General features: G+C 72.1%; 19 protein-coding genes. 10 read left to right on the forward strand and 9 right to left on the reverse strand.

Annotated features, from left to right (window positions below):
* Positions 1-523: 523 nt before the first annotated feature.
* Together ACIBK6_RS11775 and ptsP are read left to right on the forward strand one after the other, a co-directional pair.
* Entirely contained in the window at positions 524-973 is a 450-nt protein-coding gene (locus tag ACIBK6_RS11775) for a PTS glucose transporter subunit IIA (RefSeq protein ID WP_399051019.1), read from the forward strand.
* A 79-nt stretch (positions 974-1,052) separates the two neighbouring features.
* Positions 1,053-2,723: a phosphoenolpyruvate--protein phosphotransferase gene (ptsP, locus tag ACIBK6_RS11780; protein WP_399051021.1), complete on the forward strand. Its 1,671-nt coding sequence runs from the start codon at positions 1,053-1,055 to the stop codon at positions 2,721-2,723.
* A 118-nt stretch (positions 2,724-2,841) separates the two neighbouring features.
* On the opposite strand, the gene ACIBK6_RS11785 is transcribed toward ptsP, so the two are convergent.
* A complete protein-coding gene (locus tag ACIBK6_RS11785; RefSeq protein ID WP_399051023.1) occupies positions 2,842-3,726 on the reverse strand; it encodes a hypothetical protein in 885 nt (294 codons plus the stop codon).
* Positions 3,727-3,750: 24 nt separating this feature from the next.
* On the reverse strand, positions 3,751-5,025 hold the full coding sequence (locus tag ACIBK6_RS11790) for an MFS transporter (RefSeq protein WP_399051024.1): 1,275 nt from the start codon (positions 5,023-5,025) through the stop codon (positions 3,751-3,753).
* Positions 5,026-5,070: 45 nt separating this feature from the next.
* Between ACIBK6_RS11790 and ACIBK6_RS11795 the strand changes: the two genes are divergently transcribed.
* A complete protein-coding gene (locus ACIBK6_RS11795) occupies positions 5,071-6,390 on the forward strand; it encodes an aminotransferase class I/II-fold pyridoxal phosphate-dependent enzyme (RefSeq protein WP_399051025.1) in 1,320 nt (439 codons plus the stop codon).
* A gap of 26 nt (positions 6,391-6,416) precedes the next feature.
* Here ACIBK6_RS11795 and ACIBK6_RS11800 read toward each other — a convergent pair whose 3' ends face one another.
* Entirely contained in the window at positions 6,417-8,405 is a 1,989-nt protein-coding gene (locus ACIBK6_RS11800) for an acetoacetate--CoA ligase (protein ID WP_399051027.1), read from the reverse strand.
* 218 nt (positions 8,406-8,623) lie between these two features.
* On the opposite strand from ACIBK6_RS11800, the gene ACIBK6_RS11805 reads away from it, so the two are divergent.
* The gene (locus ACIBK6_RS11805) at positions 8,624-10,978 is read left to right on the forward strand and encodes a glycoside hydrolase family 31 protein (protein WP_399051029.1); all 2,355 of its coding nucleotides are present in this window, start codon (positions 8,624-8,626) and stop codon (positions 10,976-10,978) included.
* Positions 10,979-11,076: 98 nt separating this feature from the next.
* Here ACIBK6_RS11805 and ACIBK6_RS11810 read toward each other — a convergent pair whose 3' ends face one another.
* Positions 11,077-11,574: an NUDIX domain-containing protein gene (locus ACIBK6_RS11810; RefSeq protein ID WP_399051429.1), complete on the reverse strand. Its 498-nt coding sequence runs from the start codon at positions 11,572-11,574 to the stop codon at positions 11,077-11,079.
* Between the two features lie 88 nt (positions 11,575-11,662).
* On the opposite strand from ACIBK6_RS11810, the gene ACIBK6_RS11815 reads away from it, so the two are divergent.
* From ACIBK6_RS11815 to glpK, 5 genes are all read left to right on the forward strand, one after another.
* On the forward strand, positions 11,663-12,484 hold the full coding sequence (locus tag ACIBK6_RS11815) for a M15 family metallopeptidase (RefSeq protein WP_399051031.1): 822 nt from the start codon (positions 11,663-11,665) through the stop codon (positions 12,482-12,484).
* Between the two features lie 66 nt (positions 12,485-12,550).
* Positions 12,551-12,898: an Mpo1-like protein gene (locus tag ACIBK6_RS11820; RefSeq protein ID WP_399051032.1), complete on the forward strand. Its 348-nt coding sequence runs from the start codon at positions 12,551-12,553 to the stop codon at positions 12,896-12,898.
* Between the two features lie 118 nt (positions 12,899-13,016).
* Positions 13,017-13,445: a Zn-ribbon domain-containing OB-fold protein gene (locus ACIBK6_RS11825; RefSeq protein WP_399051430.1), complete on the forward strand. Its 429-nt coding sequence runs from the start codon at positions 13,017-13,019 to the stop codon at positions 13,443-13,445.
* The gene (locus ACIBK6_RS11830; RefSeq protein ID WP_399051034.1) at positions 13,442-14,632 is read left to right on the forward strand and encodes a lipid-transfer protein; all 1,191 of its coding nucleotides are present in this window, start codon (positions 13,442-13,444) and stop codon (positions 14,630-14,632) included. The genes ACIBK6_RS11825 and ACIBK6_RS11830 overlap by 4 nt, the downstream gene beginning before the upstream one ends.
* Positions 14,633-14,813: 181 nt before the next feature.
* Positions 14,814-16,325, forward strand: coding sequence for a glycerol kinase GlpK (gene glpK / locus ACIBK6_RS11835; protein WP_399051035.1), 1,512 nt, complete (start codon positions 14,814-14,816; stop codon positions 16,323-16,325).
* Positions 16,326-16,442: 117 nt separating this feature from the next.
* Here glpK and ACIBK6_RS11840 read toward each other — a convergent pair whose 3' ends face one another.
* From ACIBK6_RS11840 to ACIBK6_RS11855, 4 genes are read right to left on the reverse strand one after another with little or no spacing between them, the layout of a single operon-like run.
* Positions 16,443-17,048, reverse strand: a complete 606-nt coding sequence (locus tag ACIBK6_RS11840) for a GTP-binding protein (protein ID WP_399051036.1) — start codon at positions 17,046-17,048, stop codon at positions 16,443-16,445.
* A complete protein-coding gene (locus ACIBK6_RS11845; RefSeq protein ID WP_399051038.1) occupies positions 17,029-17,469 on the reverse strand; it encodes a DUF742 domain-containing protein in 441 nt (146 codons plus the stop codon). Before ACIBK6_RS11845 ends, ACIBK6_RS11840 begins: the two co-directional genes overlap by 20 nt.
* Positions 17,470-17,497: 28 nt before the next feature.
* Positions 17,498-17,944, reverse strand: coding sequence for a roadblock/LC7 domain-containing protein (locus tag ACIBK6_RS11850; protein WP_399051039.1), 447 nt, complete (start codon positions 17,942-17,944; stop codon positions 17,498-17,500).
* Positions 17,941-20,781 carry a nitrate- and nitrite sensing domain-containing protein gene (locus tag ACIBK6_RS11855; RefSeq protein WP_399051040.1) on the reverse strand — a complete coding sequence of 947 codons (2,841 nt, stop codon included), beginning with the start codon at positions 20,779-20,781 and terminating at the stop codon, positions 17,941-17,943. The genes ACIBK6_RS11850 and ACIBK6_RS11855 overlap by 4 nt, the downstream gene beginning before the upstream one ends.
* A gap of 219 nt (positions 20,782-21,000) precedes the next feature.
* Between ACIBK6_RS11855 and ACIBK6_RS11860 the strand changes: the two genes are divergently transcribed.
* Positions 21,001-21,462, forward strand: a complete 462-nt coding sequence (locus ACIBK6_RS11860) for a hypothetical protein (protein ID WP_399051041.1) — start codon at positions 21,001-21,003, stop codon at positions 21,460-21,462.
* Between the two features lie 96 nt (positions 21,463-21,558).
* Here ACIBK6_RS11860 and ACIBK6_RS11865 read toward each other — a convergent pair whose 3' ends face one another.
* Positions 21,559-26,166 carry a hypothetical protein gene (locus ACIBK6_RS11865; RefSeq protein ID WP_399051042.1) on the reverse strand — a complete coding sequence of 1,536 codons (4,608 nt, stop codon included), beginning with the start codon at positions 26,164-26,166 and terminating at the stop codon, positions 21,559-21,561.
* Between the last annotated feature and the right edge of the window lie 33 nt (positions 26,167-26,199).

A 26,199-nucleotide genomic window follows, 5' to 3' on the forward strand; every position in this document is an offset into this window, starting at 1 on the left:
GGACGGGGTTGTCAATCTGGCGTTGACTTTTGGCACGCTGTTGAGTTCTCAAGGAACGGACGCTTCCTTCGTACTCACCCTCTCGGGCTTTCCTCTGGGCGCTTCCCTTCGGTATTTCGTGTTTCCAGCTTAGCAGATTCGATTTCCGTTTCTGCCACCCGCTGGAGCGGGCTTTTCGCTTTCTGGCCTTTCGGCTTTCCTGCGATTCAGACTCTAGCAAGTCTTTTCCGTCTCCCTGACCACCGTCTCCGCGAACACGCAGAGCCGGAAATCCGGGTTAGGATCGAGACTTGGTAGGTGCCGCCGACCGCCGAATCACAGTGTCGTGATGGGGTCAGGCAGGAGTACGACAGTACAGGCCGCCGGGAGTTGAGGCAAATCGTTTCCGGTGCGCACCTAGGGCCGCCAACTGGCACCTGTCGTGCGGAACTAGGACTTCTTATGACTTACCCTTCTGAACAGTACGCCGTCCAGGACAGGTAGTGACGGCAACACTAGAAGCTCCGCCCCTGGGAGGCTCCCCATGACTAGCGTGACGTCCCCACTTGCCGGACAGGCCATCGGGCTCGCTGCAGTGCCCGACCCCGTCTTCTCCGGCGCGATGGTGGGCCCCGGCACCGCTATCGATCCCGTTCGTGAGCCGTCGGCGGCCGTGGCGCCCGTGGACGGCGTCGTTGTGTCCCTGCACCCGCACGCCTTCGTCGTCGTCGACAACGAAGGCCACGGTGTGCTGACGCACCTCGGAATCGACACCGTTCAGCTCAACGGCGAGGGCTTCGAGCTCCTCGTCAACAAGGGCGACACCGTGACGCGCGGTCAGGAGATCGTGCGCTGGGACCCGGCCGCCGTCGAGGCCGCCGGAAAGTCGGCCATTTGTCCCATCGTGGCCCTGGAGGCCACCACTGACTCCCTCTCCGGTGTCGTCGAAAGCGGCGATGTGAAGGCCGGCGACGCGCTGTTCGGCTGGCAGTGACGTTTGCGCCGTTGCGCGGCGCGCTGGACGGACAACCACTGCGGCGGCACTGACCGCCGCGACTATCGGAGACGGTGAGATGGAGACAACGCTGCGAGGCGTCGGCGTGAGCCACGGTGTGGCGATCGGCGAGGTTCGGCACATGGGCACGGCGGTTCTGGAACCGCCTGCCAAGCAGATTCCGGCGTCGGAGCACGAGCGCGAACAGGGGCGCGCTCGCCAGGCCGTGGAAGCTGTGGCGGCCGACCTGATGGCACGTGGCAATCTGGCCGGCGGTGAGGCCCAGGCCGTGCTGGAGGCCCAGGCGATGATCGCCCAGGACCCGGAGCTCATGGCCGATGTCGACCGGCGCATCGTCGTCGGCAGCACCGCCGAGCGGGCCGTGTACGACGCCTTCTCGCACTACCGCGAGCTGCTTGCGGGCGCCGGTGAGTACATGGCGGGACGCGTCGCCGACCTCGATGACGTGCGGAACCGGATCGTGGCTCGTCTGCTCGGCGTGCCCATGCCGGGTGTGCCGGACAGCGACGAGCCGTACGTGCTGATCGCGCGGGACCTCGCGCCGGCCGACACCGCGCTCCTCGACCCGGCGCTGGTCCTCGGTTTCGTGACCGAAGAGGGCGGGCCCACCAGCCACAGCGCCATTCTGGCGCGGGCGCTGGGAGTTCCGGCGATCGTTGCGCTGCCAGGCGCCGGTGAGCTGGCCGAAGGCACTCTGGTCGCGGTGGACGGCAGCACCGGCGAGGTCTTCGTGGACCCGAGCGAGGAGAAGCAGGCCGAGCTGGAGCGGGCTGCCGCCGAGCGCAAGGCCGCGCTGTCCGCTTCGTCCGGTCCGGGGGCGACCTCGGACGGGCACAAGGTTCCGCTACTGGCCAATGTCGGCGGTCCCGCCGATGTTCCGGCCGCGGTCGATGCCGGCGCCGAGGGTGTCGGTCTCTTCCGTACCGAGTTCCTCTTCCTTGACGACTCCGCGAAGGCGCCGTCGGAGGAGAAGCAGGTCGAGGCGTACCGCAAGGTGCTCGAGGCGTTCCCCGAGGGGCGTGTCGTGGTGCGAGTCCTGGACGCGGGCGCCGACAAGCCGCTCGACTTCCTGACCCCGGCCGACGAGCCGAACCCGGCGCTGGGCGTGCGCGGCCTGCGCGCACTGCTCGATCACCCCGAGGTGCTGCGTACGCAGCTGACCGCGCTGGCCAAGGCCGCCGAGGGCCTGCCCGTGTACCTCGAGGTCATGGCGCCGATGGTGGCCGACCGTACCGATGCCAAGGCGTTCGCCGACGCGTGCCGGGCGGCCGGGCTGCGGGCGAAGTTCGGCGCGATGGTGGAGATTCCCTCCGCCGCGCTGCGGGCCCGCTCGATCCTTCAGGAGGTCGAGTTCCTGTCGCTGGGCACCAACGACCTGGCGCAGTACGCCTTCGCCGCCGACCGCCAGGTGGGCGCGGTGTCCCGGCTCCAGGACCCGTGGCAGCCCGCGCTGCTCGACCTGATCGCCATGTCCGCCGAGGCCGCCAGGGCCGAGGGCAAGAGCTGTGGTGTGTGTGGCGAGGCTGCCTCCGATCCGCTGCTGGCCTGTGTCCTGACGGGGCTGGGTGTCACCAGCCTGTCGATGGGTGCGGCGTCCATTCCTTATGTTCGTGCGACGCTGGCGAAGTACACGCTGGCCCAGTGCGAGCGTGCGGCTTCCGCGGCGCGTGCGGCGGACACTGCCGAGGATGCGCGCAAGGCCGCCCAGGCGGTGCTGTCCGGCGAGTGATCGCAGGGTAGTGAGACCGGTGTGAGAGGGGCTTCCCGTCGCGGTGCGGCGGGGAGCCCCTTTCCGTTGGCCTGTCTCCTTACGGCTCTCCCCTCTTCAGTGGTGGGCGTCCGGTCCGTCAGTGGTGGCTGTCCGGCTGGTCGATGGGGAATCCGGGGCGGTATTCGACATCCGGTTCGGGGGCGAGGGGGTCGCCGGTCTCGGCGTCCGTGCAGTAGGCGCTGAAGACCTCGCCCTCGGTCAGCGGATCGAGCCGGCCCCGCTGCAGACGCCAGCCGTGCAGCCGGTCCGGGTTGCCCGGTTCCGTCGTACGGAGTACCAGCCCGCCGGCGCTGTGCAGAGCGATGCCTGCCGCGAGGACAGTGGCGAACTCCGCCGCGTCCGTCTCGTCCAGGCGCGCCGGGTCGAACCCGTCCCGATGGGCGTGCAGGACCGCGATGAGCTGCTCCTCCTGTGCGGGGATGCTGCAGACCAGGTGGTGGGTGCCTGGGCCGGCCGTCTCCAGGAGGGTCAGGAGGAGGTGCGAGGCGCTGTCGAATGCTGCCCGGCCGATGTCCTGGCCGCATTCGGCGCACTCCCCCGCCTCGGCCAGGAGCAGCGTCGCGTACTCCCAAGTGGCTTTGCGGACAGCCTTGTTGATGAGCTGCGGGACGAGGCTGTCGATGGGCTGGCCCGCGTAGGCCACGCAGGCGCCGCCCGCTGCCAGTTCGGCGGTGAAGCGGGTGCGGCTGTCCGCGGTGTCCGGGTCGAGGCCCGTCGACGTACAGAACTCGCTGAATTCGTCTGGGTCGAACAGGGCGACCGTGGTGTGTGCGCCCTGGGCGGCGAGCGAGCGGAGGAGTCCTTCCACCTGTCGCAGGTACGCCGTGTGGTCGTCGAAGACGAAGGATCGGTATCTCGTCATGGCCGTGAAGTCGTGCGCGTCGGCGATGAGGCCGACGGTGCTCGGCATTTCACGGCGGAGTGTGCGCCGGATGGCCCGGATGTGATTGGCGTGCGCCATGTTTCCCCCTGAGCACGGTGTCGATCAATGCTCACTCACCGTAACCGACGCCACTGACAGCGGGGCCCGCCGGAGCCTCGGCCCCACCAGACGGTGCTGGAGCAGGCAGGTTGCCGCGATGACGGTGCCGAAGGCGAGCCACCCGGCCGGGCCGGTCGCGATGGCCGCGGTGACCGCGAGGGGGCCCACGCTGCGCTGGGCGGACTGGGCGAGGCCGTGCACTCCGAGGTAGGCGCCTTGGGCGTCGTCGGGTGCGAGGGCGATCGAGAGTTCCCAGGAGACGGTCGCGTGGATGATTTCGGCGAGCGTGAAGCCGGCCGTCGAGGCCACGAGGAAGACGGTGGAGAGTGCCGCGCCGCGGGCCGCGGAGGCCGCGATGGCGACGCCTGACAGGGCGAAGATCCCGGAGAGCGGGAAGAGGAGCCGGCGGGCCGCCGGAGTGGTGGCGCCCCATCGCGCGAGCGGGACCTGAAGGCCCACCACCATCACGTTGTTGAGCACCATGAGCAGGGGGACGAGGCCGTGTGGGGCGTCGGTGGCGTGCACGGTCCAGAGCGGGAGGCCGATCTTGAACACCGCGTCGTCCAGGAAGAGCACGGTTTCGGTGGCCACGAACGCCAGGTAGCGGCGGTCGCGCCAGGGGTTGGCGGGCTTCGACTGGGCTATGGGGTCAGCGGACTTGGCGACGGTGCGTGACGGAGTCGGGGGTTCCGCGCAGCGGGCCGTGATGAGGGCGGAGCCCAGGAATGAGACGGCGTTGCCCGCCAGCAGCCACTGGTAGGCGGAGGCCGAGCCGATGGCGAGGGCTCCTGCGGCGGCCAGGCCGCCGACTGCCCAGCCCGCGTTCGCGACGGTCCGGCTGACGGCCTGGTAGCGGACCCGGTCGGCGCCGGCGATCCGGGCCGCGTACAGCTTGGTGAGGACATTGGCCGAGCGGTCGCCGAAGCTGCCCATGGACGCGAACAGGAGCAGCAGTGCGAAGTGGTCGGTGGTCAGGAGGGCGAACGCCGCGATGGCGCGCAGGACTTGGAAGCCGACCAGTACGCGGGTGAGGGGGAACCGGTCGGCGATGCGGCCGCCGATGGGGGCGCCGGCGATGCCGACGGCTCCGGACGCGGCGACCAGAGTGCCGATCTGGGCGAGGGAGAGCCCGGCCACGTAGGTGAAGTAGAGGACGGAGACGGCCTCCCAGAGGCCGCTGCCGGTTCGGTCGACAAAGGCGACCGAGAGCATCCGGCGGCCGTCGAGGCCTCCTGGAATGCGTTCCCACAGTGCGGCACGCCGGCTTCCCCAGCTCATTGCTCCCCCTTGACGAGACTTATGTACCGATACATAATTTAGAACGTGGCAACACAATATTCGATTGCTGGTACGACAGCCAAGGGAATTGCGGCGTCCGTCGAACGCGCCGTCGCCGACGGGGGCTTGGAGCCCGGCGACGCGCTTCCTCCGGTGCGCAGGCTCGCCGATGAGCTGATGGTGAGCCCCGGCACGGTGGCCACCGCCTACAAGGAGCTGCGGCAGCGCGGCGTGATCGTCACGCGCGGACGCGGCGGAACCGTGGTGGCCGCGGCACCGGCCGTCGCCTCCCGGCGGCCGCCCAAGGTGCCCGAGGGGCTGCGCGATCTGGCGGGCGGCCACCCGGACTCCGCGTTCCTGCCGGATCTGCCGGGGCTCGTCGCGCCTTCGACGGGACCGCGCTCGCACCGGTCCACCCCTCGGTTGCCGCAGTTGGAGGAGCGGGTGCGGGCCTGGTTCGACGGTGACGGGGTGCCGTCCGAGGCCGTGACGTTCGCGCATGGAGCGCTGGACTGCGTCGCGCGGCTGCTGACGACGGAGCTGCGGCCCGGGGACGCGGTGGCCATGGAGGATCCCGGGTACCACCATCTGCTCGATCTGCTCCAGGCGATGGGGCTGCGCACGATCGCGGTCGCCGTGGACGACGAGGGGATGCGGCCGCAGGCGCTGCGGGAGGCGCTTCGCGCCGGAGCACGGGCCGTCGTGTACAGCCCGCGGGCGCAGAATCCGTACGGAGGCTGCTTCTCCGAGCGGCGGCGTGATGAGCTGGTCGAGGTGCTGAGGCGGGCACCCGAGGTGCTGGTGATCGAGAACGACCATGCCGCGGAGATCGCGGGTGTACCGCTCAACTCCCTTACGGACGGCGGGCTTTCACGGTGGGCCCAGGTGCGGACCGTCACCAAGTATCTGGGGACGGATCTGCGGTGGGCGGCCGCGGCGTGCGATCCGGTGACGCTGGCGCGGCACGACGGGCGACTGCTGCTCACCTCCGGGTGGGTGAGCCATCTGTTGCAGGCGGCCGTGCTGACACTGATGGACGATCCGTCGGCTCAGCTATTGGTGACGCGGGCCGAAGACGCCTATAGGGAACGGCGTGCGGCATTCGTCAAGGCGCTGGAGCAGCGCGGAATCGCGGCCCACGGGGCGAGCGGGATGAACGTGTGGGTGCCGGTCCGCGACGAGTCGGCTGTCGTCAACGGGCTGCGTACGCGCGGCTGGTGGGTGGCGGCCGGGGCCCGCTTCCGCCTGGCTGCGGCGCCTGGCGTACGCATCACCGTGGCCGGTCTGGAGCCATCGGAGGCGGTGCGGCTGGCCTCGGACTTCGCCGATGTGCTCGGCGAGTCCGAGGCCACTTACGGGGGCTGAGAGCCGGCGTCTGAACCCCGCGCTGATCAGCCGCGCTTGCGGGCGATGTCCTCGTAGAAGCGCAGCAGGTCGAGGTTGTCGACCGAGCCGGGGTTGACAGCCTTGTCGAGGGCCGTGCCCTGGAGGAGGCGCTTGACCGGGACCTCGATGCGCTTGCCGGTGAGGGTGTGCGGGACGCCCGGGGCCTCGATGATCTCGTCGGGGACATGACGGGGCGAGAGCTGTTCCCGGATCGCCAGCTGGATCTTCGTACGGAGCGCGTCGTCCAGGACGGCGCCTTCGGCGAGGTGGACGAAGAGCGGCATCCAGTAGCCGCCGTCCGGCTCTTCGAGGCCGATGACCAGCGATTCCCGGATCTCCGGGAGGCGCTCGACGACCTCGTAGATGTCGGCCGAACCCATGCGCACGCCTTGGCGGTTGAGAGTGGAGTCGGAACGGCCGTGGATGATCACCGAGCCGTGGTCGGTGAGGGTGATCCAGTCGCCGTGTCGCCAGACGCCGGGGAACATGTCGAAGTAGCTGTCGCGGTAGCGGCTGCCGTCGGGGTCGTTCCAGAAGCGGATCGGCATCGACGGCATGGGGTTGGTGACGACGAGTTCGCCGACCTCCCCGGTGACGGGCCTGCCCTGTGCGTCCCAGGCCTGGAGGTCGGTGCCGAGGCAGGGGGCCTGGAGCTCGCCGATGTGCACGGGAAGCGTCGGAACCGCTCCTGCGAAGCAGGAGCAGACGTCGGTGCCGCCGCTGACCGAGGCGATCCACAGGTCCTCGCGCACCTCGTCGTGGAGCCAGCGGAAACCGTCGGGCGGCAGGGGCGAACCGGTGGTGGCCACGCACTTGATGCGGGACAGGTCGTGCTCGCGGGCCGGGTGGACCTCGGCCTTGCGGCAGGCCATGACGTACGCGGCCGAAGTGCCGAACAGGGTGGCGCCGGTGCGCTCCGCGACGCCCCACTGGGCGCCCGTGCTCGGGAAGCCCGGGCTGCCGTCGTACAGCACCACGGTGGTGCCGGTGAGCAGGCCGGAGACGAGGAAGTTCCACATCATCCAGCCGGTGGACGTGTACCAGAAGAATCGGTCGTCGGGGCCGAGGTCGCAGTGCAGTCCGAGCTGCTTGAAGTGCTCCAGGAGGATGCCGCCCTGGGACTGGACGATGGCCTTCGGCAGGCCCGTCGTACCGGAGGAGTAGAGCACCCACAGGGGGTGGTCGAAGGGCACCTGCTCGAAGACCGGCTCCCCGTCGCCAGCCGTGAGGGCGGACCATTCGAGGGTGCCTTCGGGGGCCGGCGTGCCGAGCAGCGGGATGTGCACCACGGCGCGCAGGGTGGGCAGTTCGCGGCGGAGCTCGGCGACCACGTCGCTCCGGTTGTGCTCCTTGCCGCCGTAGCGGTAGCCGTCGACGGCGAACAGGACGACCGGCTCGACCTGCTGGAAGCGGTCGAGGACGCTGCGGGCGCCGAAGTCGGGGGCGCAGGAGGTCCAGACGGCGCCGACGGAGGCGGAGGCCAGCAGTGCGGTGACGGCCTGCGGGACGTTGGGCAGATAGCCGCTCACCCGGTCGCCCGGGCGGACTCCGAGGGCGCGCAGCTCCGCGGCCAGCGAGCCTACCTGGCGCCGGAGTTCGGCCCAGCTGATCTCCACGAGTTCGTGGGTCTCGTCGACGTGGAGCAGCGCGGGACCGCCGGCCCGGGAGGGGTCCTCGGCGGTGCGCAGGGCGTGTTCCGCGTAGTTCAGCGTGGCGCCCGGGAACCACTGGGCACCGGGCATCGTTCGATCAGCAAGGACAGCTTCGTACGGGGAGGAGAAGCGGATGTCGAACCAGTCGGCGACGGCTTGCCAGAAGGTGTCGAGTTCGGCGACGGACCAGCGGTGGAGAGCCGGGTACCCGCCCTCGGCCGGTGCCCCGTAGCGCTCGGCGGCCCAGGCCTGGAAGCGGGTGATCCGCGCGTCGGCGATGCGGGCGGAGTCCGGCTGCCACAGGGGCGCGGGCTGTGGAGCGGGGTTCGCTGCTGAGGTCATGGGTCGGCTCCCGGGCTGTAACGCGTGGTGTGCGTGTTTCCCGCGCACACGCGAAGGGGTGTGCGCGTGAGGCGGCTGACAGGGACGATGCCATGTGATCGTCTTCCGCACCAGGGTGTACAACCCATACTCGGCTGCCCGGCCATGTGGTGCCACCACGGGTGAACGGCAGTTGAACGAACCGCGCACAGGGCCGTCCGAGTGGCAGGGTGAGCTGCATGAACGGCGATGACCTGGTGCGCTCGGTGAAGGCGGTCGGCACAGTGCAGGGGCTGCGGGCGGTGCGCTCGGCGCTGCGGCGGCGCCGCGCGGACGCTCGGGAGCTGCCCCCGCGCGGGCCGGAGCGGGCCCGGGTTCCGGGGGCGGTGACCGGCGCCGAGCCCCGGCCGGGCGGCGGGGTCGTCCGGTTCGCGCGCTCGGAGCTCGACGTGCGGGTCGCCGCGGGCGGCGCGGTCTTCTGGGGCTGGGACGGAGCCGGGCCCGAGCCGTCGTACGCGCTGAGCGGCAGCGCGCCCGCGCCGGATCCGAGGGCGTCACTGGAGCCGGACAAGGACGGCGGCTGGCGGGTCGTGTCCGAGCGGCTGACGGTGGTCATCTCCCGGCACGGCGCGGTGGAGGTGTGCACGCCGGGCGGGGTCGTGCTGCGGCGGGAGCTGCCGCCGCGATGGTGGGAGCCGGTCTCGGGCGGTCCTGCCCGCTGGCAGCAGCGGTCCGAAGTGGCCGCCGACGCCCGGTTCTTCGGGCTCGGCGGGCGTGCTGAGGGGCCCCGGCTGCGGGACGGGACGTACCGGCTGTGGAACACCGATCCGCGCGGCGGCTTCGGCCCGGGTGACGACCCGCTGTACATCACCATGCCGGTGCAGCTGGTCGTGGCCGACGCGGGGACGCATCTGGCGTTCTACGACAACCCCTGGGACGGCCGGGTGGTGCTGCGCGATGGAGAGGAGGGTGCGGGGTCGGGGCATGACCGGCCGGGCGCGAGCGAGCTGCGCATGGAGGGCGGCCCGCTGCGCTGCTGGGTGGTGGCGGGTACGCCCGCGCGGGTGTTGCGGGGCTGGGCCGCGCTCACCGGCGCGCCCGCGCTGCCGCCGTCGTGGGCGCTCGGGTACCAGCACGCCCGCTGGGGGTTCGGGAGCGAGCGGGAGGCGCGGCGGGTCGTCGCCGGGTACACCGAGCGCAGGCTGCCGCTGTCCGCGCTGCATCTCGACATCGACCACTACGAGGCGCACCAGGTGTTCACGGTCGATCGTGACGCCTTTCCCGACCTCCCCCGGCTGGCCAAGGATCTGGCGGAGGACGGGGTGCGGCTGGTCTCGATCGTCGATCCTGCCGTGAAGGCGGAACGCGGGAATCCGGTGTACGAGAGCGGTCTTGCCGCCGACGCCTTCGTCAAGGACGCACGCGGGCACGAGGTGCGCGGGGAGGTGTGGCCCGGAGAGTGCGCCTATCCGGACTTCACGGATCCGAAGACGCGCGCGTGGTGGGGCGGGCTCTACCAGGAGCGGCTCGACCAGGGGTTCGCCGGGGTGTGGCACGACATGAACGAGCCGGTGTCCTTCGCGCCCTTCGGGGATCCGACGCTGCCCCGGTCCGCGCGCCACGACCTGGACGGCCGGGGTGGTGACCACCGCGAGGCCCACAATGTGTACGGCCTCTCCATGGCCCGTGCCGGGTATGAGGGACTACGTCGGCTGCGTCCCGCCGAGCGGCCGTTCCTCTTCTCGCGCTCCGGGTGGGCCGGGATGCAGCGCTACGGCGGCACCTGGTCCGGCGATGTGACGACCGGCTGGCCCGGACTGCGCGCCTCGCTCTCCCTGGTGCTCGGCCTCGGCCTGTGCGGGGTGCCGTACTCGGGGCCGGATGTGGGCGGCTTCAATGGCACTCCCTCGCCCGAGCTGTATCTGCGCTGGTTCCAGCTCGGCGCCTGGCTGCCCCTCTTCCGTACGCACTCGGCGATCTGGGCGGGGCGGCGGGAACCCTGGGAGTTCGGCCCCAAGGTGCTGGAGCACGCGCGGGCCGCGCTGGCCGAACGGGAGCGGCTGCGCCCGTACTTCGTGACGCTGGCCCAGCTGGCCCGGCTGAGCGGGGCGCCCTATGCGCGCCCCATGTGGTGGAGCGCGCCGACCGACCGGGCGCTGCGCGACTGCGAGGACTCCTTCCTCCTCGGCGATGCGTTCCTCGTGGCCCCGGTCCTTGAGCCCGGTACCGACCGGCGGGCGGTGCGGCTGCCGCGCGGGCGCTGGTACGACACCGCGACCGGCGAGGCGCATGACGGCCCCGGCCAGGTGCTGTTGAAGGCCCCCCTGTCCCGGATCCCGGTGCTCGCACGGGCGGGTTCGGTGATCCCGGTGCGCGGCGAGGACGGCGGCCTGGAGCTGGAGGTATGGGCGCCGGCCGCCGGACGTAGCGGGGGCGGGATCGTCGTACGGGACGCGGGGGACGGATGGGAACCGGCCAAGGTCGAGCGGTTCGTCAGCCGGGTGGTCAACGGCCGGGTCGTGGTGGAGCGGGCCGACGGCGGCGCGGACAGCGAGGTGGGGTACCCGGTCCGGGTGCGCGGGGTGGTGCGCTGAGAGCCCGCGCCCGAACCCCGCCGGTGGTGCGCTGCGACCGCGCGCCCGAACCCCGCCCGGGTGCGCGACGCCTGGCACACAGGCCCTGAGGGCACCCCCTAGCCGTACTCCCCCGCGAACCACCTCCGCGCCGCCTCCGTATGCAGCGGGAAGGTCAACTCGGCAGGCTCACGCAGCAGTTCCCAGCCCTCGGTCTCGTCGGTCGGGAGCGAGGGCGGCAGTGTGTCGGCGGGCCGGGGCGGCAACAGGCCGAAAAGCAGCAGGTGTTCGGGGGAGCTCAGCGCGTCGGCCAGGCGGACTTCGGCGACCGGGACCTCGATGCCGGTCTCCTCCTTGAGTTCGCGTACGACCGCGTTCTGCCAGGTCTCGCCGAGGTCCACGAAGCCGCCGGGCAGAGCGGTGCCGCCCCGCCGGGGTTCGATGGTGCGGGTGATCACGACGAGCCCGGTACCGCGCGCGTCGACGACGGGCAGCAGTGCGATGGCGACGGGAAGCGGGTTGCGGTAGGCGATGGTGCCGCATGACGCGCAGACGCGGGGCCAGTCGCCGTCCGGGTCAGGGTACGGTGCTCCGCACGCTCCGCAGTGGGAGTCCATGACGGGCTGCTTCGGGGTTGCGGTCACGCGCGGACTTTAGCCGATGCGCCTTCCCCGCCGGCCAGTTGAGCTGGTAGAGGGTGTGCGCATGACACAACGCCGTACGACAACGCCGAAGGCGGGATTGCGCGGCTTGGTTGCCGCCGCTGTCGCGCTGCTCATCGTCGCCCTCCTCTCCCCCACCGCGCAGGCGGCACCGGAGCCGAAGGCGCCCGAGGAGTTCGTGGCGCTGAGTTCTGTCGACCGCTCGATCATCCAGGAGATGCGCTACATCACCCCGCACGACTTCGTGGGCGAGCCGATCGACGGATACCGGCAGCCGCTGTGCATCCTGACCCGGCCGGCCGCCGAGGCACTGCACCGGGCGCAGCTGACGCTGCTGCGGCAGGGCTACTCCCTGAAGGTGTACGACTGCTACCGCCCGCAGCGGGCCGTCGACCAGTTCGTCCGCTGGGCGAAGGATCTGGCCGACGAGAAGATGAAGGCGGAGTTCTATCCGCACGTCGACAAGTCGAGGCTGTTCGCGGACGGCTACATCGCGGCGAAGTCCGGGCACAGCCGGGGCAGCACGATGGATCTGACCATCGTGAAGCTGCCCGCGCCGCCCACCCCTCCATACCGCCCCGGCCAGCCTCTCGTGCCGTGTTACGCGCCGCAGAGCCAGCGGTTTCCGGACAACTCCCTCGACATGGGCACCGGTTTCGACTGCTTCGACACCCTGGCGCACACCGACGACCCGCGCATCCAGGGCGTACAGCGGGCGAACCGCCAGTTCCTGAAGAGCACCATGGAGGCGCAGGGCTTCGTCAACCTCCCAGAGGAGTGGTGGCACTTCACCTACCAGCAGGAGCCGTTCCCCGACACCTACTTCGACTTCCCGGTGGCCCGGCGGTCCGTGGCCGGGCATTGAGGCATGGCCGTCCCGGACGCGGAGCAGCCGTATCCGGTTCCGCGCTGAACGATTAGGTTCTGCCCCATGACGCAGCCGACGTTCGATTCGTACGAGGAATTCTGGCCCTACTACGTGGCGATGCACTCCCGGGCCGCCACCCGCTGGATGCATCTGACGGGCACCCTCACCGGACTCGCCATCAGCGCGTACGGGCTCGCGCGCGGGCGGAAGCGGTACGCGCTGGCACTGCCGCTCATCGGGTACGGGACCGCCTGGCCCGCGCACTGGTTCATCGAGAAGAACAACCCGGCCTCCTTCGGGTACCCCGGCTGGTCACTGCGCGGGGACCGGCAGATGATCCGGATGATGCTGGCCGGGCGCGACCGCGAGCTCGGGGAGATCGCCGCCAAGTGGCTCGCCGAGAACCGCTGAGCGCTCAGCCGTCGCCCGAGGCCCCTCCCCAACCCCGCTCGCCCGTGGCACACTTCTGACGTTCCGTCAGAAGCCAGTGCCGGGAGGGGTCTTGACAGACGCACGCACACGCACGCCTGTGGTCGCGGGCTGGTTCACGGGCGCGGAGGGGGAGGACTTCCGGCTGCTCGGCACTCGGTGCACCGCCTGCGCCTGTGTGTTCTTCCCGCGTGAGGACTCCTTCTGCCGCAATCCCGCCTGCCGGGGCGGCGAGCTGGCGGAGGTGCCGCTCTCCAAGCGGGGGCGCGTGTGGTCGTACACCGACGGGCGCTACCGGCCGCCCGCGCCCTATGTCTCGGATCCTGGAGCGGAGTGGGAGCCGTACACCCTCGTCGCCGTCGAGCTGGCCGCCGAGCGGATGGTGGTGCTCGGCCAGGCGGCGCCCGGGGTGAGCACCGGCGATCTGGCGGTCGGGATGGAGGTCGAGGTGGTGCCCGGGGTGCTCAACGAGGACACGGATACCACCTGGACGACCTGGCACTGGCGGCCCGTGGAGGCGACGGCATGAGCGGCGACATCGCGGTCCTGGGCGCGGGGATGCACCCCTGGGGCAAGTGGGGACGGAGTTTCGTCGAGTACGGGACCGTCGCGGCCCGGGCCGCGCTCGCCGATGCCGGGATCGACTGGACCGACGTGCAGTCGGTGGTGGGCGCCGACACCGTGCGCTGCGGCTACCCGGGCTATGTGGCGGGGGCGACCTTCGCGCAGGCGCTCGGCTGGCAGGGCGCGCGGGTCACCAGTGTGTACGCGGCCTGCGCGTCCGGCGCCCAGGCGATCAGCACGGCGCGGGCGCAGATCCTGGCCGGGATGGCGGACGTGGTGCTCGTGGTCGGGGCCGATGCCGCGCCGAAGGGGTTCTTCGCGCCGGCCGGCGGCGAGCGGCCCGACGATCCGGACTGGCTCCGGTTCCGGGTGCTCGGCGCGACGAACCCGGCCTACTTCGGGCTGTACGCCCGCCGCCGCATCGCTCTGTACGGGGACACCGTGGAGGACTTCGCGCAGGTCAAGGTGAAGAACGCGGCGGCCGGCGCGCTCAACGCGAACGCCCGCTACCGCAAGGCGGTCACCGCCGAGGAAGTCGCCGCGTCCGCGGTGGTCGCGGACCCGCTGCGGCTGCTCGACATCTGCGCCACCTCCGACGGTGCCGCGGCCCTCGTGCTGAGCAGCGTGGACTTCGCCCGTCGGCACGGCGCCGCCGACCCGGTCCGCATCCGCGCCGTCTCCACGGTCACGCCCACCTACCCCAAGGCGGTGCTCGACCTGCCGGACATCGCGACCGACTCGGCGGCCGCCGTGGCACCGGCCCCGCACTCCTTCCGGGCGTCCATCGCACGGGCCGCGTACGAGGAGGCGGGCATCGGGCCGGACGAGCTGTCGCTGGCCGAGGTGTACGACCTGTCCACCGCCCTGGAACTGGAGTGGTACGAGGACCTCGGACTGTGCGGCACGGGCGAGGGGGCCAAGCTCGTGCGGGACGGGGCGACCGCCCTCGGAGGGCGGATCCCGGTCAACGCCAGTGGTGGCCTCGCGTCGTTCGGGGAGGCCGTGCCCGCTCAGGCCATCGCCCAGGTGTGCGAGCTCACCTGGCAGTTGAGGGGCGCCGCGGGCCCCCGCCAGATCGCCAGGGCCCGGGTCGGAATCACCGCGAACCAGGGCCTGTTCGGACACGGCTCCGCCGTGGTGGCGGTGCGCTGAACCGGCATGCGGGGTCGCCCGTACAGGTACCGAACATCCGGAACAGATCCGTCCGCAGTTGTCGGCCGGAACGCCAACTACCGGTGCAGTCAGCAACCTTGACGCTCCATCACGTGCGGTGAACACTTCCCGTTGTCTCTCGGCATCGCCGTTCTTCCGGCCTTCGGAACAAGGGGTAGCCATGACGGACACGTTCGTCGCCGCGATCGACCAGGGCACCACCTCCAGCCGCTGCATCATCTTCAACCAGGACGGTGCGATCGTCGCTGTCGACCAGCGCGAGCACCGGCAGATCTTCCCCAAGCCCGGCTGGGTGGAGCACGACGCCACCGAGATCTGGTCCAAGGTGCAGGCCGTGGTGGCGGGCGCGCTCGCCAGGGCGGGGCTGCGCGCCGGGCAGCTCAGCGCGCTGGGGATCACCAACCAGCGGGAAACCACCGTCCTTTGGGACCGCGCGACCGGCAAACCCGTACACAACGCGATCGTCTGGCAGGACACCCGGACCTCCGCGCTCTGCGACGAACTCGGCGGGAGCGACGGGCAGGACCGGTTCCGCGACGCCACCGGACTCCCCCTGGCCAGCTACTTCTCCGGGCCCAAGGCGGCCTGGCTGCTGGACAACGTGCCCGGCCTTCGAGCCCGGGCCGAGCGCGGCGAGATCGCGTTCGGGACCGTCGACTCCTGGCTGATCTGGAATCTGACCGGCGGCACGGCGGGCGGCGTGCACGTCACCGATGTCACCAACGCGTCACGCACGCTGCTGATGAACCTGGAGACCCTCCAGTGGGATCCCTCGATCCTCGCGGCGATGAACGTGCCCCGGGCGATGCTTCCGGAGATCAGGTCCTCCGCCGAGGTTTACGGCACCGCCGTCGGCCAAGTCGCGGGCGTACCGGTCGCCTCTGCGCTCGGCGACCAGCAAGCGGCGATTTTCGGCCAGGCCTGCTATGACGCGGGCACCGCGAAGAACACGTACGGGACGGGGAGCTTCCTTCTTCTCAACACCGGCAGCAGGCCCGTCCCCTCGAAGAACGGGCTGATCACCACCGTGGGCTACCAGATCGGCCAACAGGCGCCGGTCTACTGTCTGGAGGGCTCGATCGCGGTCACCGGGGCGCTGGTGCAATGGTTCCGCGACCAGCTCGGCATCATCCGTACCGCCGGTGAGATCGAATCCCTCGCGGCGAGCGTCGACGACAACGGCGGGGCGTACATCGTGCCCGCCTTCTCCGGGCTCTTCGCGCCCTACTGGCGCTCCGATGCGCGGGGCGTCATCACGGGGTTGACCCGGTACGTGACCAAGGCCCACCTCGCCCGCGCGGTCCTGGAGGCGACGAGCTGGCAGACCCGCGAGGTCGTGGACGCCATGTTCCAGGACTCGGGGGTGCCGATCACGACGCTCAAGGTGGACGGCGGGATGACCGCCAACCATCTGCTGATGCAGCACCAGGCGGATGTGCTGGACGTCCCGGTGATCCGCCCGAAGGTGTCCGAGACGACGTGTCTCGGGGCGGCGTACGCGGCCGGACTCGCTACCGGGGTCTGGTCGGACCTCGGTGAACTCAAGGCGCACTGGCAGCGCGATGTGGAATGGTCTCCGCGTATGGAGGCGCAGGTCCGCGAGCGCGAGTACGCCAACTGGCGCAAGGCGGTGGAGCGGAGCCTGGGCTGGCACGAGGAGAGCGGCCGGTAGGGCGCCCACGGACGCACGGCCCGTACCCCAGTCGGTGGGGGTACGGGCCGTGCCGCGCGTCGCTGGAGGCTGTGTCCGAACTCCGTCCGGACCGGGGCGGGGTTCAGCCACAGGCGCTTACGTCGCGGCGGGCTGGCGGGCCTTCGCCGACATCGCCATGGCGTGCTCGACCACGCCGACGAGGATCTCCTTGACGGACTCGCGGACCCGCGCGTCGCACATGAAGAGCGGCACCTCGGGGTCGAGGTCGAGAGCACCGCGTACGGTGTCGGCGGGGTAACGCGTGGCGTCGTCGAAGCAGTTGACGGCGACCGTGAACGGGATGCCGCGCCGTTCGAAGTAGTCGATGCCGGCGAAGCAGTCCTCCAGGCGGCGGGTGTCGGCGAGGACGACCGCGCCGAGCGCGCCCTGCGCCAGCTCGTCCCACAGGAACCAGAACCGGTCCTGGCCCGGGGTGCCGAAGAGGTAGAGCACCAGGTCCTCGCGGAGCGTGATGCGCCCGAAGTCCATGGCGACCGTGGTGGTGCTCTTGCCCTCCACACCCGCGAGGTCGTCCACGGGGCGGCCCGCCTCACTGAGGCGTTCCTCCGTGCGCAGTGGCCGGATCTCGCTCACCGCGCCGACCAGGGTGGTCTTGCCGACCCCGAAGCCGCCCGCGACGAGGATCTTGAGCGTCACCGGATCGACGTGCCGCTTCCTGCGGCTAGAGCGCCCGAAGGCCATTGATCACCTCGCGGAGAAGGGACTCGTCCGGCAGCTCGGCCGGCGGTACGGGTCGGGTTACGTGCACCAGGGCATCGGCGACGAGATCGCCGACCAGGACCCGGACCACCCCGACGGGAAGGTCGAGTCCGGCCGCGAGTTCGGCGATCGACTGCGGCGTGTCGCCGCAGCGTTCGACTATCTCCACGTGCTCCGGGGAGAGCGTCTGGTCGCGGCCCGGGTCGTCGGCGGCCGGTTCGGGGACGACGACGGCGATCAGGTCGAGGCGGTGCTGGCCCGCGCTGGTCGTGCGGCCGCGCGTCATGGCGTACGGACGCACCACCGGGCCCGCGTCGGCGTCGAACCAGTGCTGCGGCCGTGTCTGGGCGGCCGCCGACCGGTCCGCCGTCCGGTCCTGGGCCCGCTGGTCTGCGTCAGTCATCGCGTCCCCCGCTCATGACGTACCCCACTCACCCTCCGGTGTGCGGGCCGGTCCGTGGTGCGGTGGTCAGGTGGACGCCGACCCGCTTGACCATCAGGGTCATCTCGTACGCGACCTGACCGACATCGGAGTCGGCGTCGGACAGCACGGCCAGGCAGCTGCCGTCGCCGGCCGCCGTCACGAACAGGAAGGCGTCGTCGAGTTCGACCACGGTCTGGCGGACCCGGCCCGCCTCGAAGTGGCGGCCGACGCCCTTGGCGAGGCTGTGGAAACCGGAGGCGACGGCGGCCAGGTGCTCGCCGTCCTCGCGGGTGAGGTCGCGGGAGGTTCCGGTGGCGAGGCCGTCGCTGGAGAGCACCAGGGCCTTGCGGATGGATCCGACGCGGTCGACCAACTCGTCAAGGAGCCAGTTGAGTTCGCCGGAACCGCTCCCTGCTGCGTTGCGTGCTGCGGCTGAGTCCTGTGGCGCGGTCATCGACCGTCCCCCTCCGGTGTGGTTCGTTGTGCGTTGTTGCCTCGGGCGGGTGCGGACGGTCCTTCCGCGGCGTCCGGTGTGGCGTTCTGCCGGCGGCCGCGCTGCCAGCCGCGCTGCAGTGCGGCCATGCGGTCGCGCACCTCGTCGGCGTCGCGCTCCGGCTCGGCCCCGTGGTCGGGCTCCGGCGGGGAGTGGCGGCCTTCGGGGGCGTCCTTGAGCTGGGGGGCCAGGCTGGCCTGGCGGACCCGGCGGGGAAGGCCGCCGAGCGGTGCCTCGGGGACGCTGCCCCATGAGGGTGCGGAGCTGGGCGGGCCCGGCAGGTCGGCGGGGTTGGGCGGCGCGCCCGCGGACGGGTCGGAGAGGCCCGCGGGTTTCACGGGCTGAAGCCCGGCGGGCCGCAGGGGGTGCGGGGCCGGGGGCTCGGACCGGGGCGCGGCGGGACGAAGCGGCAGGGGCGCGAGGCCCTCGGATGCGCGGCGTTCGGAGGCGGGGCCGTCCGAGGCGCGGATCTCCTGGGGGTCCGGTCCGGGGGCCGGGTGGCCGCGACCGGGGCCGTCGACGCGGCGGCCGTTGTCGCTGACCAGGGTCGGCACCCGATGGCGGCGCGGCAGCGGAACGGGGCCGCGCTCGTCGCCCTCGTCGGCGGCCTGCTGATGCTGCTGGCGGTCGGCGGCGTCCTCGGAGACCAGGCGGGCGGAGCGCAGCAGCCCGCCGCGGCCCGCCTCGATCTCGTCCAGGCCGGCCGGCGCTTCGAGCACGGCCGGCGCTTCGAGCCCCAACGGGTCGAGCGGGGGCTCCAGTTCGACCGGGCCGTCCAGGACCGACTCGCCGGGAACGCCGACGGGCAGCGGGGAGAGTGCGCGGCGGGGGGCTTCGGGGACGCTCCTGCCGTCGCCCTTGGCGGACTTGCGGTCGAGGCGGAACCCGGTGCCCTCGGTGTCGGGCGCGTCGGTGAGCAGCGTCGCCGGGATGAACACGATCGCGGTGGTGCCTCCGTACGGAGACGGCTGGAGCGAGACCCGGACGTTCTGGCGCTGGGCGAGCCGGCTGACCACGAACAGGCCGAGCCGGTCGGTGTCGGAGAGCTCGAACTCGGGGGTCTCGGCGAGCCGCAGGTTCGCGTCGAGCAGCATCTCGGGGGCCATGCCGAGGCCGCGGTCGTGGATCTCCAGGGTGAAGCCGTTGGCGACGCGCTCACCGTGCACCTGGACGGCGGTGTGCGGGGGCGAGAACACCGTCGCGTTTTCGAGGAGTTCGGCGATGAGGTGGGTGAGGTCGGCGACGGCCGGTCCGCCGACGCCGAGGCGCGGCAGCCTGCGCACCTCGATGCGTTCGTAGTCCTCGACCTCGGCGACCGCGGCCCGTACGACGTCCATCAGCTGGACCGGTTTGCGCCACTGGCGCGAGGGGGCGGCGCCCGACAGGATCACCAGGCCCTCGGCGTGCCGGCGCATGCGGGTGGTGAGGTGGTCGAGGCGGAAGAGGTCGGCGAGTTCGTCGGTGTCCTCGGTACGCCGTTCCATGGTGTCCAGGAGCGTCAACTGGCGGTGCAGCAGTACCTGGTTGCGGCGGGCGAGGTTGACGAACACCTCGGAGACGCCGCGGCGCATGTCGGCCTGCTTGACGGCGGCCTCCACGGCGGCGCGTTGCAGGGTGTTGAGCGCCTGGCCGACCTGGCCGACCTCGTCGCGTTCGTAGTCCAGGCGCGGTGCCTCGGTCTCCACATCGACCTGTTCACCGGCGGCGAGGCGCCGCATCACGCTGGGCAGCCGGACGCCGGAGACCTCGTGGGCCTCCTTGCGGAGCCGGGTGAGGTCGCGGATCAGCTCGCGGCCGATGCGTACGGACATGAACAGGGAGATCACCAGGGCGAGGAAGCCCAGCACGCCGGCCAGGCCGGCCTTGATCAGGACGTTGAACGCGACGGGTTCGACCCGGTCCTGGTAGCGGTTGCCGGCCTCGGTGCCCATCTGGGCGAGGCGGTCGAGCACCGGCGAAACGGCCTGCTGCCAGCGGGTGGCGTCGATGTGGCGGGGGTCCTTCGCGGGTCCCGCGTCGATGACGGCCGCCTCGGCGCTGCGCAGCGCCTCGGTGTCGGGGCCGCGCCAGTACTGGTCGAACACGGCGCGCTCGGCGGCGGGCAGGATCTCCAGGTTGCTGTCGTAGAGCAGTTGCCGGTTGGCCACCAGGTCGGATATCCGACGCAGTTCGGGCGCCGTCGTCTTCGGAGTGATCAGGGAGGAGGCGACGAGGGCGTCCTCGCGCGAGAGCATTTCGCGGGCCCGGGTGATGCCGACGAGGGCGCGGCCCTGCTTGTCCATCTCCACGTTCTCCAGGGCGTGGAGATTCATGAGGAAGCTGTAGCAGGGGTCGATGACGCGGTTGTAGAACTCCAGCGCCTGCGTCCGGTCGACGCCGCCCTGCTCGACGGACCGGCGCAGCGCGGCTATGGAGTCGAAGGCGTCGAGCACGTCCTTGAGGCGGGCCTTCGCGACGGGCTGGAGGTCGCCGCGGACCTGTGAGTCCTGGGCCGCGGTCCGGATCCTCGTCATCGCGATGTCGGTGGCGATGCGGCGGTCGCGCAGCGAGGTGAGCGCGTCCGAGGGGCGTTCGTCGGCGAGGTAGACGAGGGTCTGGCGGCGCTCCTGCTGGATGACGCGGACCGTGTCCTCGATGGGGTAGCCGACCTTCTTGACGATGTTCGCCACGTCCATCAACTCGTTGGCCTGACGGCCGGTGAGATAGGTGGCGAACCCCCACAGCGCGGTGAGGGAGACGAGCGGCACCAGCAACAACGCCACGATCTTCCTGCGGATGGACTTCCCGCGAAAGCGCATGGCCTCCCCCAGATCAACCGTCAGCAAACGGCGTGAGCCTACTACTGACACACAGACAACTCGAAGGCACGTCCGGACGATTTTCAGCCGCCGTTCCGCGCGATGATCATGAGTTGTCCTGGTATTCCGGGAGCTGACGACGCCAACTGTGGCCGGGGACACCCGTCATGGCGCCTTTTCGCCCCCAGCGGCAGATGGCTGGAAGTCTGCGTTCCGGCCATGTCCCGGGAATCTTCGGGGACTTCCGTTCGTCTCCGGGTGGGGAGGTATGAAGGCATGAGCGTTGAACAGCAGCCGTTGTGGGTGGAGGAGGTCGCGGTGCGGCCCCGGCTGCCCGATCCGATCCGTACCGCGGCCGTGCGCGCCGTCATCATCGTCGCGGCGACCCTGATGCAGGCCGTGGTCGCCTTCCTGTGCACGGTCGCGGGTTCCTGGCTGGCCTTCCCGATGGTGATGAGCAGCGTCGGGAGCACGGTCCTCGCCACGTGGGGAGTCCTGGACGTCTGGGTCACCCGTCAGGTGTGGAACCAGCGCAACGGCGTGGTGTCCATGCCGAGCAGTACGGCCCGGCGGCTGCGCAAGGAGCGGCGCCGGGCCCGGCGGGCCGCCCGCGCGGCCGAGCGGGTGGGTGCCCGAATACCGCGCGAGGGCAGCCGCGACCAGCGTCTTTCACGAGCCTGAACCGCGCGGGCCGTCTTGTTCGGGCCTGAACCGCCCGGTCCGTCTCGTACGGGCCCCAACCGCCCGATCCGTCTCGTGCGGGCCTCAACCGCCCGGTCAGACGGGCCTCTTGAACATGCGGGTCGCGGTGATCTCGCCGTGCACGGTCTCGCCCGTGGTGGCCTGCTCGGGGAGGCCGGGCCGCAGGTGTTCCTCGACGCTGATGTACTTCAGGCCCGCGCGCAGGTCCGCGTCGTTGCGCAGCCGGATGACGAGGGGGAACTCGGCGAGCGCGGTCGTGTCGAACAGGCCGGTGGTGTAGAGCAGTTGGACACCGAGCGCGTCGGACACGGCCCGCTGGAGCTCCAGGAGGTAGGTCGCGTTGGCGCGGCCGATCGGGTTGTCGAGGAAGAGCGTGCCGGCGTGCCGGTGCTTGTCGCGGCCCCGGTCGTTGCTGCGCAGCGCCGCCATCGTGCAGTAGAGGGCGATCGCGGCGGTGAGCAGCTGACCGCCGGAGAACACGTCGCCCATCTGCCCGACGGGTACGCGCTCGGCGCGCAGCACCGCGTCCGGCTTGAGGATCTCGACGGCGATGCCGCGCGGTTCAAGCGCGGCCTGCACTCCGCGCAGCAGCAGGGACATGCCGTCCCGGCGCAGATCGGAGTTCTTGCGCAGGGCGGCGCGGGTGGCCTCGTCGATGACCTCGCCGAGCCGTTCGGTGAGGGTGGCCTGATCGGGTTCCTCGAAGCGGATCCGCAGGAACTCCTGTCCGGACCACTCGCCGAGGCCCTCGGGCAGCTGGGAGAGGCGCTGGGCGGAGCGGAGTGTGGTGAGCGCCGACTCCACCAGGCCGCGCAGCCGGTCGACGATCGAGTCGCGGTTGCGCTCCAGCTGCTCCAGTTCGTCGGTCAGGACGCGCAGCCGGGGTTCGAAGGCGGCGGCCCAGGCGGCGGCGTGCTCGGGCAGGGCGGCCGCGGGCAGCTCCCGGATCTGCTGGCGTGCGGGGGTGCGGACCTGCTCGTACCGGGTGGCGTTGGCGTGGCGCACCAGGATGTCGCCGGCCTCGCGGACCGCGGACTCGGCGGCCGACAGATCGGCGGAGCAGCCGCGCAGTGAGCGGCGGGCCTCGGCGGCGGACTGCCGGGCCTCCGCCAGGCTGCCCGGGTACGGCTCGGGGACGGTGTCCTCCTCCGGCCCCTGGCTGTTGTCCCGCAGCAGGTCGCGCAGCAGCGCGGCCGTCTCGTCGAAGCCGCCTGCCGCGTCCTCGGCGGCACGGTGGGCGCCGAGCAGTTCGGCGTGGGCCGCGCGGGAGGTCTCCAACTCGTCGGTGCGGGCGCCCAGTTCAGCGGTGGCGGTACGCAGCAGCGCCTGGGCCTGCTCGGCGTCGCCAGGCACCTGGTCCTCGGGGAGCTCGGTGTGCGCGGCGCCGTCGGCGGGGGCCAGCCGTTCGGCCTCGCCGCGCAGCCGGCCGAGTTGCTCGCTCGCCGCGGACGCCCGCGTCTCCAGCATCTGTACGAGCGATTCGGCCCGGGCCGCGGCCGCTTGGCGGGACGGGCCATCGGCGCCGTCGGTGCCTTCGAGGAGGGTGGCGGCACGGGTGCGCACCTTGTTGGTGAGCCGGTCCAGTTCGGCGAGTGCGGCGCTCTCGTCGCTCTCCGCGCGGGCCTGCTCGGCGCGCAGGTCGGCGCCGACGCCGACCTTCTCGTACAGCTGGGACGCGGCCCGGTAGGCCTCGCGCAGGGCGGGCAGGGCGGCGCGCGGGGCGTCGGCGTCGGGCTCCGGCAGGATTTCCGGGGCGCCCGCGATCTCGGCGCGCTCGGCGCGCAGCGCGCGGGAGGTGCGGTGGGCGTCGTCGGCGGCGCGCTGGGCGGCGCGGCGGTCCTCGTCGGCGGCCTTGGCGCGTTCCAGGAACGTCTGGGCGCGGGCCTCCGACTCGGCTGCCTCGTCGGCGAGTTCGCGGAGCTTGACCTGCCAGCCGGCGCGTTCGCGCAGCCGGAAGGCGAGTCCGGCGAGCGCGTCGGCGGCGCGCCGGGCGCGCTGGGCGGCCTCCTGGCGTTCGTCGCGTACGCGTGCGGTCTCGGCGGCCGACTCGTCCGCCTCGGCCCGTGCGGTGCGCGCCCCGGTCAGTTCCTGGGCGGCTTCCTTGGCGGCCTCGCGGGCACTGCGGGCGGCGGTGGCGAGTTCGGCGAGCATGCCGGGCGGGCAGTCGGTGCGCCAGGAACCGATGCGGGCGGCGAGCGAACGGTCCCCGGCGAGCCGGGCGGCGAGCGAGCGGATGTCCTCGTCGCGGGCGGTGGCGCGGGCGCGCAGCGTCTGGCGCTCCTCGTCGGCGGCGTGCTCGTCGTGCATGGCCGGGTTGGGCGGCACGAGGAAGACCCCGCTGTCGGTGCCCGAGTCCGCGGCGGGAACGGGGGCGAGCAGCGCGGTGGTTGTGCCGACGGCGACGGCGGAGCGCGGCAGCAGTGCGGCGCCTGCGAGCGCCTCGCGGGCCCGGGTGTGCGAGGCCGGGTCGGTGATCACCACGCCGTCGACGAGCTCGGGGCGGGCCGCGAGTACGGCGGCGTGGTCGGCGGGATCCACGGCCTGGGCGAGGTAGCGCCAGCCGGGCAGCGCGGGGATGCCGTGCTCGCCGAGGTATTCGACGGTGGCCAGCACGTCGGGGCTGGGCGGCAGGAGCCCGCCGTCGCCGAGTGCGCCGAGGATGCGCGCGTCGTCGGCGGCGGCGGTGCGCAGTTCGAAGAGCTGGCGCTCGGCGGCGGCGACGCCCTGGTCGAGGAGGCCGCGCAGCTCGTCGGCGCAGCGGTCCAACTCCTCGGCGGTGAGGGGGCTTTGACCGCCCTGACCGTCGGGCTTGCGCGGTCCGGGCACTGAGGCAGGGGCGCCGGGCAGGCTGAGCAGTTCCGCGAGGCGCTCCTCGGCCGCGATGGATTCGGCGGCCCGGCGCTCGGCGTCGTGGGCGTTCTCGGCGGCGCGGGCGGCGTCCTCGGCGCGGGCCGCGGCCAGTTCGGCGCGGGCCTCCACGGAGCCGGCCTCGCGGGCCCGCTCGGCGGCGGCGCGGGCGGCGTCGCGGGCCGCGTCCCAGCCGGCGACCGCGGTCTTCTCGGCATCGCTGGCGGCGAGTGCGGCCCGCGCGGGGTCGGCGTCCGGCGCGCTGTCGTCCAGCCATCCGGCGCGTACGGCCTCGGCGGTCTCCTGCTCGACCTCGGCGAGGCGCTGGCGCAGGTGCCCGGCCTCGCTGCGGGCCCGCTGGGCCTCGGTCGCGGCGGCGGTGGCATCGCGGTGGGCGGACTCGCCCGCCTCCTGGAGGGCGGCGGAGCGTTCCTCCTCCTCGGCCGCGACGCGCTCGCCGTCCTCGGCGGCCGTGTGCAGGGCCCGTACGAGATCGGCGGCGGCCCGGGCGCGGGCCGCGAGGGCGGGGGCCGCGTCGCGTTCGGCATCGCGGATCGCGGCGGCGACGCGCGCCGAGCGGTCGGCGGCGGCCCGGTGGCGGAGCACCGCTTCGGCGGCCTGCCAGGCGGAGTGCAGCGTACGGGCGTCGGCCAGTTCGCGGCGCTGCGCGGCGGCGGCCTTCTCGGCGACGGCGAGCGCCAACGAGGCGTGCCGGTAGGCGAGTTCGGAGGCGATCAGGGAGCTGCGGCCGCGCGCCTGCTCGGCGCGGGTGACGTGGTGGGCGGCGGCGGTGACCTGCTGGGCGAGGTCGGTGGCGCGGCCGCGCTCGTCGGCGGCGCGCGCGGAGAGCCTGCGGGCGAGCACGCGGGTGCGGCGCTCGGCCGCTGCGTGGATGTCGCGGGCCCGCCCGCGCGTCTCGGCGGCTTCGACGATCCGGCCGAGGAGGTCCACCGAACCGGCGGTGAAGTCGCGTTCGGCGGTGAGCTCGGCGCGTCGGCCGAGCTTGTTGCCGAAGCCGCTGACCAGGTCGGCGAGGCCGTCCGTGTCGCGGGTGTCGGTGACGGCGCGCAGCAGCAGGTCGGTGAAGTCGGAGTCCTTCTTGACCGCGAACAGGCCGGCGGCCTCACCCTCGTCGGCGTTCATCTCCCGCTGGTAGCGGAAGAGTTCGGGGTCCAGGCCCAGGTCGCCGAGGTGTTCGTTCCAGCGGTCGTGGATCTCCTCCCAGTAGACCTCCAGGTGTGGATACGCCTTGGTCGCCTCGGTGATGGCGTCGCGGAAGCCCTTCATGGTGCGGCGGCGCCCCTGGGCGCCGGAGGCACCTTCCGCGGCCGGCCGCATCGCGCTGGACTCGGCGACGGGCAGCGAGTCCAGGCTGAGCCCGGGGCCCGGCCGGAACGAGTACCAGGCCTCGGCGAACTTCCGCGGGTCGTTGGAGACTTGGCGCCCGCGCCACTCGCTGACCTTGCCCACGACGACGAGCTCGCCGGTGAGGGTGTGCTGCCACTCCAGGGCGACGTGTCCGCAGTCGTCGGCGAGCAGGAACTTGCGCAGCACTCCGGAGCTGGCGCCGCCCAGGGTGTTGCGGTGGCCGGGCAGCATCACCGAGAAGATCAGCTTCAGCAGTACGGACTTGCCGCCGCCGTTCTCCAGGAAGAGCACGCCAGCGGGTGCCGGGCGGCGCGGCGGGCCGACCGGCTCGTCCTCGAAGAACTCGGCCTGCGCGGGGGCCGGATTGGGCACGGGCGCGCCGACTCCCCGCAGGTCAAGCACGGTGTCGGCGTAGCGCGCACCGGCGGGCCCGATGGAGTAGAGGCGGACCCGGGACAGCTCGTACATGTCGGCGGACTCTCGTGGTTGTGGGGGGGGCGG

This window comes from Streptomyces sp. NPDC050485 (assembly GCF_044458185.1).
Taxonomy (GTDB): Bacteria; Actinomycetota; Actinomycetes; order Streptomycetales; family Streptomycetaceae; genus Streptomyces.

What these genes read in the sequence shown, in the direction of transcription:
- ACIBK6_RS11850 (WP_399051039.1), bottom strand. Translation starts at nt 17,944, where the DNA reads ATGACCGCGCCACAGGACTCAGCCGCAGCACGCAACGCAGCAGGGAGC.
- ACIBK6_RS11845 (WP_399051038.1), bottom strand. Translation starts at nt 17,469, where the DNA reads ATGACTGACGCAGACCAGCGGGCCCAGGACCGGACGGCGGACCGGTCG.
- ACIBK6_RS11790 (WP_399051024.1), bottom strand. Translation starts at nt 5,025, where the DNA reads ATGAGCTGGGGAAGCCGGCGTGCCGCACTGTGGGAACGCATTCCAGGA.
- ACIBK6_RS11800 (WP_399051027.1), bottom strand. Translation starts at nt 8,405, where the DNA reads ATGACCTCAGCAGCGAACCCCGCTCCACAGCCCGCGCCCCTGTGGCAG.
- ACIBK6_RS11860 (WP_399051041.1), top strand. Translation starts at nt 21,001, where the DNA reads ATGTCCCGGGAATCTTCGGGGACTTCCGTTCGTCTCCGGGTGGGGAGG.
- ACIBK6_RS11815 (WP_399051031.1), top strand. Translation starts at nt 11,663, where the DNA reads ATGACACAACGCCGTACGACAACGCCGAAGGCGGGATTGCGCGGCTTG.
- ptsP (WP_399051021.1), top strand. Translation starts at nt 1,053, where the DNA reads ATGGAGACAACGCTGCGAGGCGTCGGCGTGAGCCACGGTGTGGCGATC.
- glpK (WP_399051035.1), top strand. Translation starts at nt 14,814, where the DNA reads ATGACGGACACGTTCGTCGCCGCGATCGACCAGGGCACCACCTCCAGC.
- ACIBK6_RS11785 (WP_399051023.1), bottom strand. Translation starts at nt 3,726, where the DNA reads ATGGCGCACGCCAATCACATCCGGGCCATCCGGCGCACACTCCGCCGT.
- ACIBK6_RS11855 (WP_399051040.1), bottom strand. Translation starts at nt 20,781, where the DNA reads ATGCGCTTTCGCGGGAAGTCCATCCGCAGGAAGATCGTGGCGTTGTTG.
- ACIBK6_RS11865 (WP_399051042.1), bottom strand. Translation starts at nt 26,166, where the DNA reads ATGTACGAGCTGTCCCGGGTCCGCCTCTACTCCATCGGGCCCGCCGGT.
- ACIBK6_RS11810 (WP_399051429.1), bottom strand. Translation starts at nt 11,574, where the DNA reads ATGGACTCCCACTGCGGAGCGTGCGGAGCACCGTACCCTGACCCGGAC.
- ACIBK6_RS11840 (WP_399051036.1), bottom strand. Translation starts at nt 17,048, where the DNA reads ATGGCCTTCGGGCGCTCTAGCCGCAGGAAGCGGCACGTCGATCCGGTG.
- ACIBK6_RS11820 (WP_399051032.1), top strand. Translation starts at nt 12,551, where the DNA reads ATGACGCAGCCGACGTTCGATTCGTACGAGGAATTCTGGCCCTACTAC.
- ACIBK6_RS11805 (WP_399051029.1), top strand. Translation starts at nt 8,624, where the DNA reads ATGAACGGCGATGACCTGGTGCGCTCGGTGAAGGCGGTCGGCACAGTG.
- ACIBK6_RS11830 (WP_399051034.1), top strand. Translation starts at nt 13,442, where the DNA reads ATGAGCGGCGACATCGCGGTCCTGGGCGCGGGGATGCACCCCTGGGGC.
- ACIBK6_RS11775 (WP_399051019.1), top strand. Translation starts at nt 524, where the DNA reads ATGACTAGCGTGACGTCCCCACTTGCCGGACAGGCCATCGGGCTCGCT.